General features: G+C 66.1%; 11 protein-coding genes and 1 riboswitch. Of the genes, 2 read left to right on the top strand and 9 right to left on the bottom strand.

What is annotated here, in order from left to right; genetic code table 11:
- Window positions 1-9 precede the first annotated feature (9 nt).
- The 3 genes from gspG to HAP47_RS05630 are packed head-to-tail and all read right to left on the bottom strand — an operon-like array spanning window position 10 to window position 3,435.
- A complete protein-coding gene (gene gspG, locus HAP47_RS05640) occupies window positions 10-489 on the bottom strand; it encodes a type II secretion system major pseudopilin GspG (RefSeq protein ID WP_171947980.1) in 480 nt (159 codons plus the stop codon).
- 53 nt (window positions 490-542) lie between these two features.
- Complete coding sequence (locus tag HAP47_RS05635) at window positions 543-1,754, bottom strand: type II secretion system F family protein (protein ID WP_173639083.1); 1,212 nt, start codon at window positions 1,752-1,754, stop codon at window positions 543-545.
- Between the two features lie 4 nt (window positions 1,755-1,758).
- The gene (locus HAP47_RS05630) at window positions 1,759-3,435 is read right to left on the bottom strand and encodes a GspE/PulE family protein (protein ID WP_173639084.1); all 1,677 of its coding nucleotides are present in this window, start codon (window positions 3,433-3,435) and stop codon (window positions 1,759-1,761) included.
- A 319-nt stretch (window positions 3,436-3,754) separates the two neighbouring features.
- Between HAP47_RS05630 and gspD the strand changes: the two genes are divergently transcribed.
- Window positions 3,755-6,133 (top strand): type II secretion system secretin GspD, encoded by a 2,379-nt coding sequence (gene gspD, locus HAP47_RS05625; protein ID WP_173639085.1) that lies wholly within the window; start codon window positions 3,755-3,757, stop codon window positions 6,131-6,133.
- 76 nt (window positions 6,134-6,209) lie between these two features.
- Window positions 6,210-6,683: a tetratricopeptide repeat protein gene (locus HAP47_RS05620; RefSeq protein WP_173640642.1), complete on the top strand. Its 474-nt coding sequence runs from the start codon at window positions 6,210-6,212 to the stop codon at window positions 6,681-6,683.
- On the opposite strand, the gene HAP47_RS05615 is transcribed toward HAP47_RS05620, so the two are convergent.
- The 6 genes from HAP47_RS05615 to HAP47_RS05590 form a co-directional block, all read right to left on the bottom strand.
- The gene (locus tag HAP47_RS05615; protein ID WP_173639086.1) at window positions 6,676-8,181 is read right to left on the bottom strand and encodes a PepSY domain-containing protein; all 1,506 of its coding nucleotides are present in this window, start codon (window positions 8,179-8,181) and stop codon (window positions 6,676-6,678) included. The two genes, HAP47_RS05620 and HAP47_RS05615, sit on opposite strands and share 8 nt — an antisense overlap.
- A 2-nt stretch (window positions 8,182-8,183) precedes the next feature.
- Entirely contained in the window at window positions 8,184-10,424 is a 2,241-nt protein-coding gene (locus HAP47_RS05610; protein ID WP_173639087.1) for a TonB-dependent receptor, read from the bottom strand.
- A gap of 106 nt (window positions 10,425-10,530) precedes the next feature.
- Window positions 10,531-10,726: riboswitch (cobalamin riboswitch) on the bottom strand.
- 229 nt (window positions 10,727-10,955) lie between these two features.
- Window positions 10,956-11,885, bottom strand: a complete 930-nt coding sequence (locus HAP47_RS05605; protein ID WP_173639088.1) for a CobW family GTP-binding protein — start codon at window positions 11,883-11,885, stop codon at window positions 10,956-10,958.
- Between the two features lies 1 nt (window position 11,886).
- On the bottom strand, window positions 11,887-13,377 hold the full coding sequence (locus HAP47_RS05600) for an amidohydrolase family protein (RefSeq protein WP_231168769.1): 1,491 nt from the start codon (window positions 13,375-13,377) through the stop codon (window positions 11,887-11,889).
- 152 nt (window positions 13,378-13,529) lie between these two features.
- Entirely contained in the window at window positions 13,530-13,922 is a 393-nt protein-coding gene (locus tag HAP47_RS05595) for a hypothetical protein (RefSeq protein WP_231168768.1), read from the bottom strand.
- Window positions 13,923-14,074: 152 nt separating this feature from the next.
- Complete coding sequence (locus tag HAP47_RS05590; protein ID WP_173639089.1) at window positions 14,075-15,931, bottom strand: ABC transporter ATP-binding protein/permease; 1,857 nt, start codon at window positions 15,929-15,931, stop codon at window positions 14,075-14,077.
- Between the last annotated feature and the right edge of the window lie 46 nt (window positions 15,932-15,977).

The following is a 15,977-nucleotide window of genomic DNA, read 5'->3' as shown; positions in this document are numbered from 1 at the left end:
CCATGCATCCTATTGGTCGTTGTTGGCGGCTGTCGTCTTTTCGAGCGAGATGTCGGCCGAGGTGCCGCTGCCGCCCTCCTGACCATCGGAGCCATATGAGACGATGTCGTAAGGCCCGTGTTCGCCGGGCGAACGATAGAGATAGGGATGGTTCCAGGGATCGTTCGGAACGTTACCGCCCTTCAGATAGGGGCCGTTCCAGGCGGCGACGCCCGGCGTGCGCCGGACCAGCGCGGCAAGTCCCTCCGCCGTGGACGGGAAGCGCCCGGCGTCGAGGTAGAACAGGTCGAGCGCGCTGGAGAAGCTCTGCAACTGGATGCGCGCGGTCTTGACCTTGGATTCGCTGAGATAGTTGAGCACGCGCGGCCCGATCAGCCCCATGATGAGGCCGATGATCGCGATCACCACCAGCATCTCGACCAGCGTGAAGCCTTCCTGCCCCGAACGCCTTGGCCGTTGTGAGCGCGCCGGATCGCGTCCCGCTCGCATGGAGAATGTTTCGATGATCGTGTTGCGCGATATCATGACCGATGACCCCTGCTCTAACCGACTAGCTGCGTGACCGAGAGCAGCGCCGTCATGACCGATACGATCAGTCCGCCGACGACGGTGCTGATCGTGATGATCGCCAGTGGACCGACGATGCCGACGACACGGTCCAGGCTGCGCTGCAATTTTGCTTCGTAGAATTCCGCGACCCGCCCGGCCAGCACCGGCAGCTGCCCGGTCTCTTCACCGAGCCGCAGCATCCGGACCGCCATCGGCGGCAGGCTGTCCGCCACGGCGAGCGCGTCCGACAATTTTCCGCCATGGCGGACGCGGTCGGCGGCGGCGGTCCAGTTCGCCCCGCTCCCGGTTACCGCCATGATGTCGACGAGGATGCGCAACGCGGCCGTGAGGTTGACGCCGCTGCCGAGCAGGACGCCCAGATTGCGGCAGAACAGGCTTGCGCGATAGAACTGGAAGGCGCTGCTGATGCCCGGCACCCGCGAGATCCCGCTGACCAGCGCGGCGCGCACGCGCGCCTGCCGCAGCAGCCACCATGCGAGCGCAATCGCCGCCGCACTGATCAGGCTCGCCGCCGTGGCATTGGCGCGCAGAAAATCCGACACCGCGATGAAGCTGGCGAGCGCCGTATCCGACTTGCCGCCGAAATCGCCCAGCACGGTCGAGAATTGCGGCAGCACGAACAGCAGGAAGAACAGCATCACGCCGGATGCCGCGAACAGCACGAAGGCCGGATATTGCATGGCGTCGGTCAGCTTCCGTCGCATCTGCTCGGAACGCGCGCGCTCGGTCCCCAGCATCTCGAGCACGGAGTCGAGCGTGCCGGAGATTTCCCCCACCCGGACCAGGGCGATGTACATCGGCTGGAACAGGGTCGGATGATCCGCCACCGCATCGGCAAAGCTCTCGCCGGTGAGCAGAGCTGCGCGGATCTTGGCCACTACCGGACGCATCCGGCCGACATCGGCATCGCCGGACAGCAGCTCCAGCGCGTCATCGAGACGCGCTCCGGCCTTGAGCAGAAGGGCGAGATCGCGCGTGAACGTGGTGACCTCCGCGGCACTCGGTCCGCCGAACAGGCTGCGGCCACCGGCTGCGCCGGATGCCCGCTTGTCCTCGGTGGTCTCGATCGGCAGCAGCTTGAGGTATTCGATCCGCCGCGCCACCTCGGCCGCCGTCGGAGCCGAGATCGTACCGTTCACGATCTCGCCGGCCTGGGTCAAAGCGCGATAGCGATAATTCGGCACGGCGTCACCGCACCGTCGCCACGCGGAGGATCTCGGCGGGCGAGGTCAATCCGGCGCGGCATTTGGCGACCCCGTCATCGAGCATCGTGGTCATGCCCGCCTTGATCGCCATCGTATCGATCTTCATTCCGTCGGTTCGCTCTCCGATCAGTTCACGCAGCTCGTTGGATAGTTCGAGCAGCTCGAACACGCCGAGACGGCCGCGATAACCGGTCCCGCCGCAACGTTCGCAGCCGCATGGCTCCTGAATGATCTCCCCTTCCCGGAACCCGAGTGCGGCGAGCCGCGGATCCTCGGTGAAATCGGCCGTCGCCAGCGGCCGCGCCGTCTTGCAGCGCTCGCACAATTGCCGGACAAGGCGCTGCGCGATCACGCCGCGCAACACCGAACGCAGCAGATAGCCTTCGACCTCGAGGTCGAGCAGGCGCGGCACCGCGGCAGCCGCCGTCTCGGTGTGCAGCGTCGTCAGCACCAGATGCCCGGTCAGCGCCGCATGCACCGCGACATGCGCGGTCTCGGAGTCTCTGACTTCACCGACCATGATGACATCAGGGTCCTGACGAACGAAGGACCGCAGCGCAGTGGCGAAGGTCAGGCCGATCGCCGGCTTGACCTGGGACTGGTTGACGCCGGGGATCTCGTATTCGACCGGATCCTCGATCGTCAGAATCTTGCGGCTGGGCTCATTGAGGATCGAGAGGATCGTCGCCAGCGTCGTGGTCTTGCCACTGCCGGTCGGCCCCGTGATCACGACCATACCGTACGGCAGCTTCAGAAGCCGCCGCAGCTTGGCTTCGTCATTCTCCGAGAATCCCAGCTTTTCGACAATCAGCAGGCCGCGATCCTTGGGCAGGATGCGGATGACGGCGGATTCGCCGTGTTGCATCGGCATGATCGCGACGCGGATATCGATGTCGGTGCGCCCGACCCGCAGCCGCGCCGCACCGTCCTGCGGCAAGCGACGCTCGGCGATATTGAGGTTGGCGATGATCTTGATGCGGGAGACCACCGCCTGTGGCAACACCCCCGACAGCGCCGCGACCGGCCGCAACAGGCCATCGATGCGCAAGCGCACCATGAGGCCGGCGGAAAACGGCTCGATATGGATGTCGCTGGCGCGCAGCTCGACGGCCTTCTCGATCAGATCGTTGACCGCGCGCACCACCGGCGCACCGCTGGCGAGATCGCGCAGGCTCTCGATGTCGTCCTCGCGGGGCAGCGTCGCCGCCGTATCGGCGGTCTCGGCCTCCTCGGCGCTGGAAGAGTTGTTCAGCGCGATGGCGACGTCTTCCGACGAAGCCACCTTCACATCGATGTCGGCGCCGAGCACGATCTGCGCCGCCCGCAGCGTCGCCTGGTCGGTCGGATCGACGACAGCGAGGACGGTGCTCCCATCGGCCGTTCGGCACGGATAGACCATGGTCTCACGCAGGAAGCGCGGCGAGAACGCCCCGACCAGCGGTTCGGCCGAGGTCATCTCCTGAAGCGTCAGGCGGCCGAGCGCAAAGAAGCGCGCGGCCTGGTCGGCGAATTCGCTCGGTGAGAGACTGGTGATCTCCCACAGCTTCAGTTGCCTGGCGTCGGCGCCCTGCCCGCTCCGCTCAGGCGATCCGTCGATCGGCGCCAAATGATTGTTCTGACGGAGATAGTCCACGAACCGAATGGACAGGTCGTTGGCCATTCTCAATATCCCGCCACACTATCCCGGATCAGTCCGTGCCATCCGCCGTCGCGTTCGGCTGCCGGCAATTCTGCGGTTATCGATCCGAAGTGTGACAGCTGTGCGAAGTCACATCGTTCGCCTCGCTCAAGAAACCTTGACGTGGCATCGCGGACACGGCCGCGCGCCGGCTGCACAGTTGTGATGCGATGGACGGATCGCGAACGCCGATCATGTAACCAATTTATTTCTGTCATGTTCGATCGCTAAGAGTCCCAGCGGGGTAGGACCGATCGTCGCAAGCCATCGAAATTTCAGTTAGTCAGAGCGAAGGGCCTTCATGCAACGCGTAGGCACAGTGGGCCGCTGCCCGACGATCCGCGGCGGCCTGGCAGCCATTTTTGCCCTGACGTCACTGGGGTTGCTGGCGTCCTGCAATTCCGCGACGGTCGGCGAAAGCGTGGACGCGTCCCAGATCGACGTCACCGACAAGGTGCGATGGCTCGATCTCTTGCCGCGCCAGCCGCAACCGGTGACCGGGCTGGCGGCGACGGGCGGCAGCCAGGGCGGCAGCGTCCGCGCGGCGATGTACGAGGGAAGCGAAGTGACTGCCGTCGCCGACGCGCGGCCACAGCCGGCCTCGAACGGCAATGGCTTCGATCTGAATTTCGAGAGCACGCCGGTTGCGACCGTCGCCAAGGTCGTGCTCGGCGACATCCTGCATGTCGGATACACCATCGACCCGCGGGTACAGGGCACGGTGAGCCTGGTGTCGGTCCGACCGGTGCCGAAATCCGACATGGTCTTCGTGCTCGAAAACGCGCTTCGCCTGAGCGGCGTGGTGTTGCTGAAAGATACCGCGGGCTACCGCCTGACGCCGCTCGGCGACGCCGTCGGCGGCGGCCGCGTCGATGCCGCTGCGGCCAATCCCGAACCCGGATTCGGCATCTCGGTGGTTCCCCTGCAATATGTCTCGGCCCAGACCCTGCTGAAGCTGACCGACAGCTTCGCCACCAGGGCGGGCTCGATCCGCGCCGACACGACACGCAATCTGCTTCTGATCCAGGGCACCGGCGCCGAGCGCCGAACCGCGGTCGACACCGTGCTCAGCTTCGACGTCGACTGGATGCGCGGCCAATCGGTCGGCATCTTCCCGATCTCGAGCGGCTCGCCCGCACCCGTCATCGCCGAGTTGGAGAAGATCGTCGATTCCGGCGAGAACGGCCTCAGCCAGAACGTCATCAAGTTCATGCCGATCGCACGCCTCAACGCGGTGCTGGTGGTGACCAAGAAGCCGGACATGCTGCACACGGCGGCGACCTGGATCAAGCGCCTCGACCGCAACGACACCGCGCGCACCTCGGTCCATGTCTACCGCGTCAAATACGGTGATGCGCGCCAGATCGCGCGGGTTCTGACCGACATGTTCCTCGGCGGATCGTCCGGCAACCTGCTCGACAGCGCCGACAGCCAGCTCGCGCCCGGCTCCGGCACCTCGTCGACATCAAGCGTCGCTGATCGTCTGTCGGCGAATGGCAACTCGGGCTCGAACTCGAACAGCTTTGCGTCGCGCGGCACGTCAGGGACAGGCGCAACGGGCCAGGGCCTCGGCCAGGGATTTGGCGCCGGCGGGCAAGCGAACAATCCCAATCAGGGCCAGGGCAACAACGCCGCGCTGGATAGCGGACGCGGCGCTGCCTCGGGCTCAGGCAACGGCCAGCCCGTCATGCAGGACGTGCGGATCACGCCCGATGTCGTGAACAACAATCTGCTGATCTACGCCGACCAAGCCAACTACCGCATCATCGAGGCGACGCTGCAGCAGATCGACGAGCCGCAGCTCCAGGTCGCGATCGATGCGACGATCGCCGAGGTCACGCTCAACAACACTTTGTCCTATGGCGTGCAGACCTATCTCACCAGCCGGAACCTCGGCCTGAAGCCGAACACCGGCTCGATCCTCGGCACCCAAGCCACCACGGCGCCCGCGACCACCACGGACGCGACCACCGGTGCCGTCTCCGTCGCCGGCTCGGTCACCAACGCCTTCATTAACCGCGCCTTCCCGGGCTTCAATTTCCTGATCGGATCCGAGACGCAGCCGAGCCTCATCCTGGATGCGCTGCATGCCGTCACCAGCGTCAAGGTACTCTCCAATCCATCGCTGGTCGTGATCAACAACCAGGTCGCGACGCTGCAGGTCGGTGACGTCGTCCCGGTGTCGACCGGCAGCGCGACAGTGCTGACCGGGAGCAACACGGTGGTCAACACCATCGACTATCGCAACACCGGCATTATCCTGCGGGTCTCGCCGCGCGTCAGTGTGAACGGCACCGTGCGGCTCGATGTCGAGCAGGAGATCAGCAACGTTCCGCAGACCAGCGCGAACAGCTTGACCCCGACGGTGTCGGAGCGGAGGGTCAAGAGCCAGATCGCGGTCGCCAACGGCCAGACCGTGCTGCTGGCGGGCCTGATCAGCGAACAGCAGAGCGGCAACCGCAATGCGCTACCCGTGCTTGACCAGATTCCCGGCCTCGGTGATGCCTTCGGACATCAGAGCAACGGCACCCAGCGTACCGAGCTGATCATCTTCATTCGCCCGCAGATCATCCGCAACGGTTCCGACGCCCAGATCGTGGCCGAGGAGCTGCGATCGAAATTGCGCGGCAACATCGCAACGACATCGACCAATGCGCCGATCACCACCGCCTACCACTGAGCCGGGCCGCACGGTGCGCCGCGTGCTCACGCAACGGACCGCCCTCTGCGCCTCGCTTGCGGTCGCGCTTTGGGGCATGACCGCGTCCGTCGCGAGCGCCGACAACGTGGCGCGCGGAACGGCCGCCTTCCATCGCGGCGACTATGTCAGGGCGTCCCGGGAGCTCGCGCCGGCCGCCGACCGCGACAACCCAAGGGCCCTCGGCCTGCTCGGCTTCATGTACGAGCACGGCTTCGGCGTCCCGCAGGCCTATGACGCCGCCGCCGATCTCTACTATCGCGGCGCGGTGCAGGGCGATCCGTTCGCGCAAGCCATGCTCGGCCTGATGTACGACAAGGGCCACGGCGTTCCGAACGACTATGTGCTGGCCTACAAATGGCTCAATCTGGCGGCGGCCCGCACCGGCGGGCGGCAGCGCGATGCCTATCTCCGATTCCGCGATGCGGTTGCCTCAAAGCTCTCGAGGTATGAGATCGTCGCCGGCCAGCGGTTTGCATTGGGATGGGTCCCCAGCCGGCCGGCGCCGGATGTGCGTCTGACGGTCAAGTAGCTCCCCGCGCCGGCTTCAAGCTGGGAGGCGCGTGTCCCCTCCGCACCTTGCGCCGCGAGAGTCGGCGCCAGCCGATCACGATACCGCTGATCGAAACGATCGTGCCGACCGCCGACAGCAGCCAGACCACGACGTCGCGCGCCGGCGAGATGCGCAGCAGCAGCGGGAAGTCCAGACTGTGCAGCGCGTTGAACAACCAGCGGTAGGACCGGCGGCTGTCGTCGCTGCGATCGAGGATCTCGGCGCTGAACGGAGAGATGTGCAGCCAAGTGTGCGCCGGATCATCGAAGACGATCCGCAGCACCGGAAGCTCACGCTCATGGTGCAGCGTGTACCAATAGGCGTCCGGCTCGTCGAGTTGTCGCACCGATATCAGCGCTGCTCCGGGCATTGCGCGCCGGGCGGCTGCGATGATCTCATCGCGCGAGAGCACCACGGGCGCGCCGGTCACGGGATCGGCAAGGCTTCGACGGCCATTGCTGTCGTCGAGCATCACCAGGGGGCGGCCGCCGATCCAGACGTAGCGCGCTTCCACGGCCTGCGCGGATGGTGCGGCCCGGAAGCCCGCAACGATATCGGGTGTGTCGTGACCGCTGTATACGGCCGCGATCGCGCGCATAACGCCGCGGCCGGAGAACGCGCCGCCGGGATTGAGCGACAGCCAGCCGCTGAACATCCAGGTGAAGATGAAGATGCCGCCGACGAGACCTCCGATGTGATGCCAGGCCATCCAGCCGCGATAGGGCGAGACGGCACCGCTGGCGTAACGGCGCGTCAGCCGCAGGCGGAGAATGCCGATCCAGAAACCGGTGACAGCGACCACCAGACACACACCAGAGATCCACAGCACCACGTCCCGCCACAGCGGACCATCCTTGCGCAACACGGTCGGATAGATCCAGTGCGGGATCGAGCCGAGCCAGTTCCAGATGCGCTCGCGTCGCGTGGTGTCGAGCGCGATCTCGCCGTTGCGCGAGGAGACATAGAGCTCGGTGCCGTCAGCGTCGCCGAGACCGATCAAATAGAGCGGCCGCAACGGATCGAAGCGTGCGGTGACCGACCATTGATCGCGCGTCACGGTATCGAGCAGTTGCGGCTGCGCGGCCCGCGGGTGATGCCGCGCAATGGCAAGCGCCTGGTCCGGCGTGATTCCGTCGATCACGCTGCCGTCGATCGCCGAGATGGTGACGGCGCCTCCCTTCCATCCAGTTACGCGATAGACCGGAACGTCGTCCATCATCGAGAGCCGTAGATCGCGCGGATACTGCTCCGCGCCCGCGATCGCCATGGCGCGATCAGGAGCGACCTGCACCTTGCTCCAGAGAATGACGGGGAGCGCGGACAGGCGTTCGCTGTCGGTGAGACGCGGAAACGCCACGTACATCATGACGAGGCCGGAGATGAACCACATCGCGAAGAAGAGACACGTCGCAATGCCGATCCAGCGATGGACGACATAAAGCCATCGACGCGCTCGCCGGATCAGAGCGTTGCGCATGGTCAGAACTTCACGTTGACGGACAATTCGGCGGTGCGCGGCATACCGAGCAGCCACTGCCCCGTCCCGTTCGAGGTCACCGCGTAGACCTTGTCGAATAGATTGTAGACGCGGAACGCGACCGTGGTGCGATCATCCGGCTTCCACCTGATACCGCCATTGACCACATTGTAGCCCGGCCGCAGCTGGGTGTTGGCGAGATCGGAGTACATCGCGCCGACGATCTGGACGCCGCCATAGACCGACCAGTTCGGCGCGAAGTCCCAGGTCAGCCAGACGTTCGAGACCTGCTGCGGAACGTTGACCGGGACATTGCCGTTGTAGCTGACGACCTTGCCGCCGACCACCTGGCTGTTGTTGTCGTATCGGGCACGCAGCAGCGCAAGATTGGCGTCGACGCGCCAGCCGTCGTTCAGCGCGAGCCCGATCGATCCTTCGACCCCGCGGGATGATTGTTGGCCGATCTGCAGTGCCAGGCCGGCAGTTGGATTGCTGGGATCGGGAATGGTCAGGCCGGTCTTGACGATCTCGTACCCCGCCAGCGTCCACTCGCCGCGGCCGCCCCAGAACGACTGCTTGACGCCGATTTCGGTCTGCTTGCCGGTCGCGAGTTGGAAGGTTTTCTGTGAGGTCGACAGCGAGATCAAGTTGCTGACCGGATCGACGCCGACCGCATACTGGCCGTAGAACGCGAGGTTCTTGATCGGCTCGTACACCAACCCGGTTCGCCTGCTGGTGCCCGACAGCGTGGTCTCAAAATTGTTCGCCGGCGTCTTGTAGTCCGTGCGATCGACCTCGGGACGATCGTACCGGACGCCGGTGACGAGCGACAATTGATCGGTCAGCGACAGGCGATCTTCGGCGAACAGCGCGTATTGATTGACGATCGCGTTGAAGCCAGGCGTCGTCGCCGTGGTCGTCGCGAAGAACGATCCGGGATCGAACACGTAAGGATTGACCGACGACGCGCCGCCATAGGGCGAATTGTTGGTGTGGGTGAAGTCGATCCGGTTGACGTCGAACCCGGCGACGAACTGGTTCGCGAGCCCGAGGACGTGACCGCTGAAGGTCGTATCCATCCGGTTGCCGAGCTGCTTCTGGTCGTGGAAGATCTCGATGTAGCTGGAGCGGTCGATCAGCTGGGTCTTCGGGTTCCAGGTGTAGTTTTCGATATCGCGCCAGTGCCGCTCGCTGGTCAGATAATACAGCGTGTTGTTGATCTTGATGCCGTCGGCGACGTCCCACTCGGTCTTGAACTGGGTCCAGCCGTCCTGATAGCGGATCGCGCCGTCCAATGCGTTGTAGTTCTTGAAGCGCAGCGCGTCCTGGATCGTGCCGTTGATCAGCGGCGTGCCGAAATAGCGCGACGGGCTGCGGTCGCCGTAAGCTTCAGAGAGCGTAAAGGCGAGATTGTCCGATGCCTGCACGCGCACGGCGGCGGAGACCACTGCATTCGAGGTCTTGTCGCGATCGACCCAGCCGTCCGACATGTTGCCGGTGGCGTTGATGCGGTAGGACACATTGGGATTGATCGGACCAGTGCTGTCGACCGACAGCCGCCGCGTCATGTTGCTGTCGAGCGAGACCTCGGCCTCATTATAGGGCGTGCCCTGCGGCTTCTTCGGAACGACGTTGACGACGCCGCCGATCGCGCCTTCGCCGTACAGCACCGAGGCCGGGCCGCGCAGCACCTCGATGCGTTGCGTCGACCAGGTGTCGTAGGGGAATGTCAGGGTGCCGGAGCCGATATAGAAGCGCGTGCCGTCGTACAGCGTCATCACCGAGTTGCTGCCGGCAAAGCCGCGGGTGCTGAACGACAGGCCGCCATTGCCGGGCGCCGGCGTTGCGATGAACCCGGCCGCGTTCTGGGTGACGGCATCGAGCACATTGTGCTGGCCGCGTTCGGCGATGGTTTGCGCCGTGATGATCTCGACGCTGGCCGGCGTCTGCAGCGGCGTCAGGTTGAGACGACTGCCTGCACCTCCCTGCGTGGTGGCGTTGAGCGTCGGCGATGCCGATCCCGATGCACCTGACGCCGCAGCGCGCGGCCGCGACGACGTCGCCGAGTTGCGGCTTCGCGCCGCGGGGTTGGGCTTTGTGGATGTCGAGGGTGCGACCTCGATCGGATCGAGCGTCGTGGGTGGAGATGTTTGTGCCGAACCTTCAGCCGGCAGCAGCAGCGATGACAGGGAGCAAACGAGACCGAGGCGCCAACGGCGCGCAGCGGGAGAGGACGGAGACATGAAAGGACTCGCGGTAACGTGGCACGTCACCGCGAACGCGGACTGGCGCATTGCCCCAAAGGCAGTGCTCCGATCCCACCAGGACGCCCCCGCCCGATATGCTCGCGTGTGACCACGACTGACGGCAGGTCTCCTGGCTCACGGGTCATCGCCTGTCGACGCCTTCCCGGGCGGAGTGGCCCAGTGGCAAATTGACGAAAGGCTCGCCGTTTACAGTTGCGGGGACAGCTGCGGCATTGGGGTTACCCTCGCACCGCATTCCCTTTTGATCCCCGAAGGGAACCGTCGACAGAAACGATAGGTGGTGCGGGATGGGCTGTCAATTCGATGCGATTGTCGCACTCATGCGTTGCGGGATGATGCTGCTGCGATGACGCGGCGACAGCGCCGGCCGACGCGAGGATTCTCTATTCCGTCATCCTGAGGTGCGAGCGGAGCGAGCCTCGAAGGATGCACGGCCACGCTGGTGGCCGTCGATCCTTCGAGACGCCGCTTCGCGGCTCCTCAGGATGACGGAATACCTAATTCGCATCACCCTGCTCCGACACATCCCTGCATCACCTCATCGATCTCGGCCCGCGACAGAGCGCCCATCTCGGCGATGAACACGATTCGCGTGCGTGGCACACCGGGTGCCGGCACGCCGCCGGCAGCCAGTGTCGCGCGTCCGCCGGCGAGTTGAAACACCGTCAGCCGTCCGGGCTGCTCGACCGTCTCGAACAATCCCTTCGCCCGCGCCAGCTTCGGCGCCAGTCTGCCGATCGCCTGCTGCAAGCGCGGCAACCGCACCGGCCGCTCCGAGGTCCAGCTCAGCGTCTCGAACCGGTCCGATACCGGCCGTCGCGGCGCGGCCTCGCGCGGCGCCGGCAACTGATCGAGGTCCGCGGGAAACAGCAGCGCTGCAGGCACCTCGCCATGCAAGGCATCAACGACCACGGCCGCCGGACGCGCTGCCCGTACCGCGTCGCGGATCGCGGCGCACGCGGCTGCATCGGCCAAGTCGACCTTGCTCAGCGCCACCACATCCGCTGCCCGTAGTTGCGAACGCAGCAGCACATCGTTCAGCATCGCCGAAGGCTGCGTCGCGTCGACCACGCACAGCACGGTCTCGAGCGGCGCCTCCTTCCAGATCACCGGATCCATCAGGTTGCGCACGATGTCGGCGGGATCGGCAATCCCGCTGGTCTCAATCACGATGAGTTCGGGACGCGGATCACGCCGCAGCAAGGTTGCGAGGGTGCGCAGCAGATCGCCCTCCAGCGTGCAGCAGATGCAGCCATTGCTCAGGCTGACCACGCCGTCGCTGGCGCCCGCGATCAGTTCCGCGTCGATATTGATCGCGCCGAAATCGTTGACCACGGCGGCGATGCGGCGGCCTTGCGCATGCGCCAGCAGATGGTTGACGACCGTGGTCTTGCCCGCCCCGAGAAAACCCGCGACCAGCAGGATCGGGACCGGCACGTCAACCCCCAGCGACGGGCCGGCGCACCGGCCGGCCGGGCCGTGCCGCGACGTCGAGGACGCCATCATTGATCAGCGGCTGGCCGCTGACCACGAGATGCCGCACACCTTCCGCCGGGCGGTTCATCGCGGAGAAGGTCGCGCGGTCGCTGAGCGTCTCGAAGTCGAACACCACGACGTCAGCGTCGGCGCCGACCTGCAACCTGCCCTTGGCGTGCATCGCCGGCGTGCTCGCCGACAGAATCTCGGCCGGGATCAGCGCGCATTTGCGGATGCCCTCGAGCAGCGACACCTTCCGGCGCTCGCGCACCCATTCGCGGATGAAGCGGGTGAAGCAGCCGGCCGAACGCGGATGCGAGGTGGCATCGTCGGGCAGCGGCCAGGCGTCGCCGGTGTAGGGGCGGCCGTCCGATAGCGTCCACGGCATCGCGTCGGACGCGATCGCACCGCCCGGATACAGCACCGCCATGTCGAGCAGATCGCGATGATGCGCGTTGTTCTCGATATCGAGCACATGCCACAGCACCAGCGTCGAGGGTTCCGCGGCCTGCGCCGCCAGCAGTTCCTCGCGGCTGCCGAAGCGGTGACCGTCGGTCACGCGCTGCACCGAATCATAGCCGAGGCCGTTGCGCTCCTCGAATTTGGGATCGCTGAAGAAGGTCGCCGCCAGCACGGTCGAGCCGGTGCCGTAGGGATAGGCCTCTACCGTGATCGGCAGGCCCTGCGCCTGCGCCTTGGCGATCAGCGCAACACAGCGCTCGATGTCCGTCTTGCTCGACGAGTTGAAATGGCAGATGTGCATGTGCGCGCCGGTTGCGCCGGCATAGCCGATCAGGCGGATATAGGCCTCGGCCGCGCTCTCGGGATCGATGCGGGACATGTAAGCGACGTGGGTAAAGGTCGGCACCGCATGATCAGCGGCGAGCTGGCACACCGCGGTCAGTTCCTGCACGCCGGCGCCCGGCGCATAGGCGTTGAGAATACCGATGCCGATGCCGCCCTCATTCAGTCCGGTGGCAAGGCGCGCGAGGATGCCGCCGACCTCGTCCTCGGTCGCCACGTTCTCGATCCAGCGGCGATCGCGCATCGCTGCACCGAATGATTCCAGCGAGCTTTCCGAATTCGAGCCGGTCATCGCGCCGATCCGCGCGAACGCCCAGTTGGCGGCGGCGCCGTAGTTCAGCACCCGCCCCTTCTCGGCCTGGCGCTCGTACCAGGATGCCACCGGCAACACGCCGGCCTCGAGATCGAGCGATGTCGTCACCCCGTCGAATGCCTGCATGCGATCTGCCGGAATGGTCTGGCCATGCGCGTGCAGGTCGATGAAGCCGGGCGCCACCACAAGGCCGGTGGCGTCGATCTGCCGCTCGGCGCCGCCGAGGCCGGTGCCGACCGCGGCGATCTTGCCGTCGACGACGGCGACGTCGCCGATCGCATCCATCCCGCTGGCCGGATCCACCACCCGGCCGCCGCTGATCACCAAACCACCCATCTCGCCACTCCCCGCATTGTCCGACACCGACCGATCTCTTTCGAGCACAGAGAAGCGCATCGCGCTCATCGCAGCAACCCGGCCAGGGCTGTGGCGACATGCTGTGGCGGAATATCCGCCGCGCCGTGACGGCGATTGCAGAGAGCCCCTTGTTACGTTCCGGTTGCACGCCGTGACGGCAGCCCCCGCCAGAGATCGTTGCCGGGTTTCATGCGGCTCGCCACGAGTTTCGGCGGCGTGCGGTCCCTGGCGATCGCCGCTTCGACCGCGCGCTTGAGCCTGACATTGTCGATTTGTGCCAGGAATCGCCGGATGACGGCATCTTGATCCGCGCCCCGACCGGAGATCGCCGCGCACAGCTCCGCGGTCGTCCGACGGAAGAAGTGGAAGGCGTCATCGGCCGCGCCGCCCAGCCGGTCGACCTCGCCGGCCAAACCGAGCGCCTGCATCCGATCGTCGTCGTCGAGCGTCACTGCGAAGCGCAGCACTGCAAGCTGCCAGGCACAGAGCAGCCTGCTCTCTGGTTTGGTCGCGTCCTCGCGCATCAGTCGAACACCCCGCGCGCCGACGCTCCTTCGGCCGTCGAGGGAAGTCAGGCGCGGCGCGACTATCCTTGCGCGGGAATAGGTTTTCGAGGGGAGCGCGCGCTCGATCGCATAGGAATCGCATAGGCGAAGCGCACAGGGTCCCAATTCGCTCAAATTCCCTCGAACTGCAGTCGCGCCAGCCGCGCATAGAGGCCGCCCGCGGCGACCAGCTCGGCGTGGGTGCCCTGCTCGACGATCCTGCCCTGGTCCATCACCAGGATGCGGTCGCAGGACAGCACGGTCGCCAGGCGATGCGCGATCACAAGCGTGGTGCGATGGCGCATCAATTCCTCCAGCGCGGTCTGCACCAGCGTCTCGCTCTCGGCGTCGAGCGCCGAGGTCGCCTCGTCGAGCAGCAGCAGCGGCGCATCGCGCAGGATCGCGCGCGCGATCGCGATGCGCTGGCGCTGGCCGCCGGACAGCGTCACGCCGCGCTCGCCGAGCTGGGCGTCGAAGCCGTCGGGCAGCCGGCGCAGGAATTCGGTGGCATGGGCGAGATCGGCGGCGCGCTCGATCTCGGCGTCGGTGGCGTCGGGCCGGCCGAACCGGATGTTGTCGCGGGCGCTCGCGGCGAACACCACGGAATCCTGCGGCACCAGCGCGATCCGCGCGCGCACGTCGGCCGGATCGGCCTGCCGGATCGGCACTCCGTCGAGCGAGATGGTGCCCGATTTCGGATCGTAGAAGCGCAGCAGCAGGTGGAACAGCGTGCTCTTGCCGGCGCCCGACGGGCCGACGATTGCGACCTTCTCGCCGGAGCGCACCTCCAGCGACACGCCGTCGACGGCCAGCGCGTTGGGCCGGGTCGGATAGGCGAAGCTGACATTGTCGAAGCCGACATCGCCGCGCGCGGGCTGCGGCAGTGCGCGCGGCGACGCGGGAGCTGCGATCTGCGGCCTGACGCGCAAGATCTCGAACAGTCGTTCGGCGGCGCCCGATGCGGCCGAGACCTCGCCCCAGACCTCGCTGAGCTGGCCGAGGCCGCTCGCGGCGAAGGCCGTGTAGAGAATGAACTGGCCGAGCCGGCCGGGACTGATGGCGCCGATCAGCACGTCGTGCGAGCCGACCCAGAGGATCACGACGACGCTGGCGAACACGATGAAGATCACGATCAGCGTCAGCACCGCGCGCGCCTTGGTCGAGCTGCGCGCGGCCTCATAGGCCTGCTCGACCTCGCGGGCAAAGCGCGTTCTGGCGAGCCGCTCGCCGGTATAGGCCTGCACGGTGCGGATCGCATTGACCAGTTCGCTCGCATAGGCGCTGGCATCGGCTAGCGTGTCCTGGGCGTTGCGCGACAGCCGCCGCACCCAGCGGCCGAACGCGACCAGCGGAATCACGATCATCGGGATCGCGAGCAGCACGAAGCCCGAGAGCCGCGGGCTCGTGATCACCATCATTGCGGCGGCGCCGAAGAACAGCATCACATTGCGCAGCGCGATCGACACCGAGGCGCCGACCGCGGATTTGATCTGCGTGGTGTCGGCGGTGAGCCGCGACACCAATTCGCCGCTTCGTGCGGAATCGAAGAACGAGGGCGACAGCGAGATCAGATGTGCGAACACGTCAGCCCTGAGATCGGCGACGATCCGCTCACCGATCGTCATCACGAGGTAGTAGCGCGAGGCGCTGGCACAGGCGAGCACCGCGACGACCGCGAGCATCACGCTGAAATAGCTGTTGATCATCGCGATGCCTTCGGGCGTGAAGCCGAGGTCGATCATCCGCCGCACCGCGACCGGCACGATCAGCGTGGTGATCGCCGCGATCGTCAGCGAGATGAGCGCGAGGATCGCCCGTCCCTTGTAGCGCGCCACATAGGGCGCGAGCGCGAGCAGCGGCCGCAAGCGGGCACGGCTCTTCGCCGGCTCCGTGATCTGGCTCTCGATGAAGGCTTCCTCATCGAGCAACGCATCACGCGGCGGCTCGGCGGGGCCGCGAGGGGGCTCAAGGTGTTCGGCTACGCTCATTTATCTGGACCGGTTCTATTACCCCCACATAGGCCCGCCGACCCCC

Source organism: Bradyrhizobium sp. 41S5 (genome assembly GCF_011516665.3).
Classification (GTDB): domain Bacteria; phylum Pseudomonadota; class Alphaproteobacteria; order Rhizobiales; family Xanthobacteraceae; genus Bradyrhizobium; species Bradyrhizobium quebecense.
The sequence above is the reverse complement of the archived record's forward strand: the minus strand, read 5'-3'. Positions and strand labels throughout refer to the sequence as shown.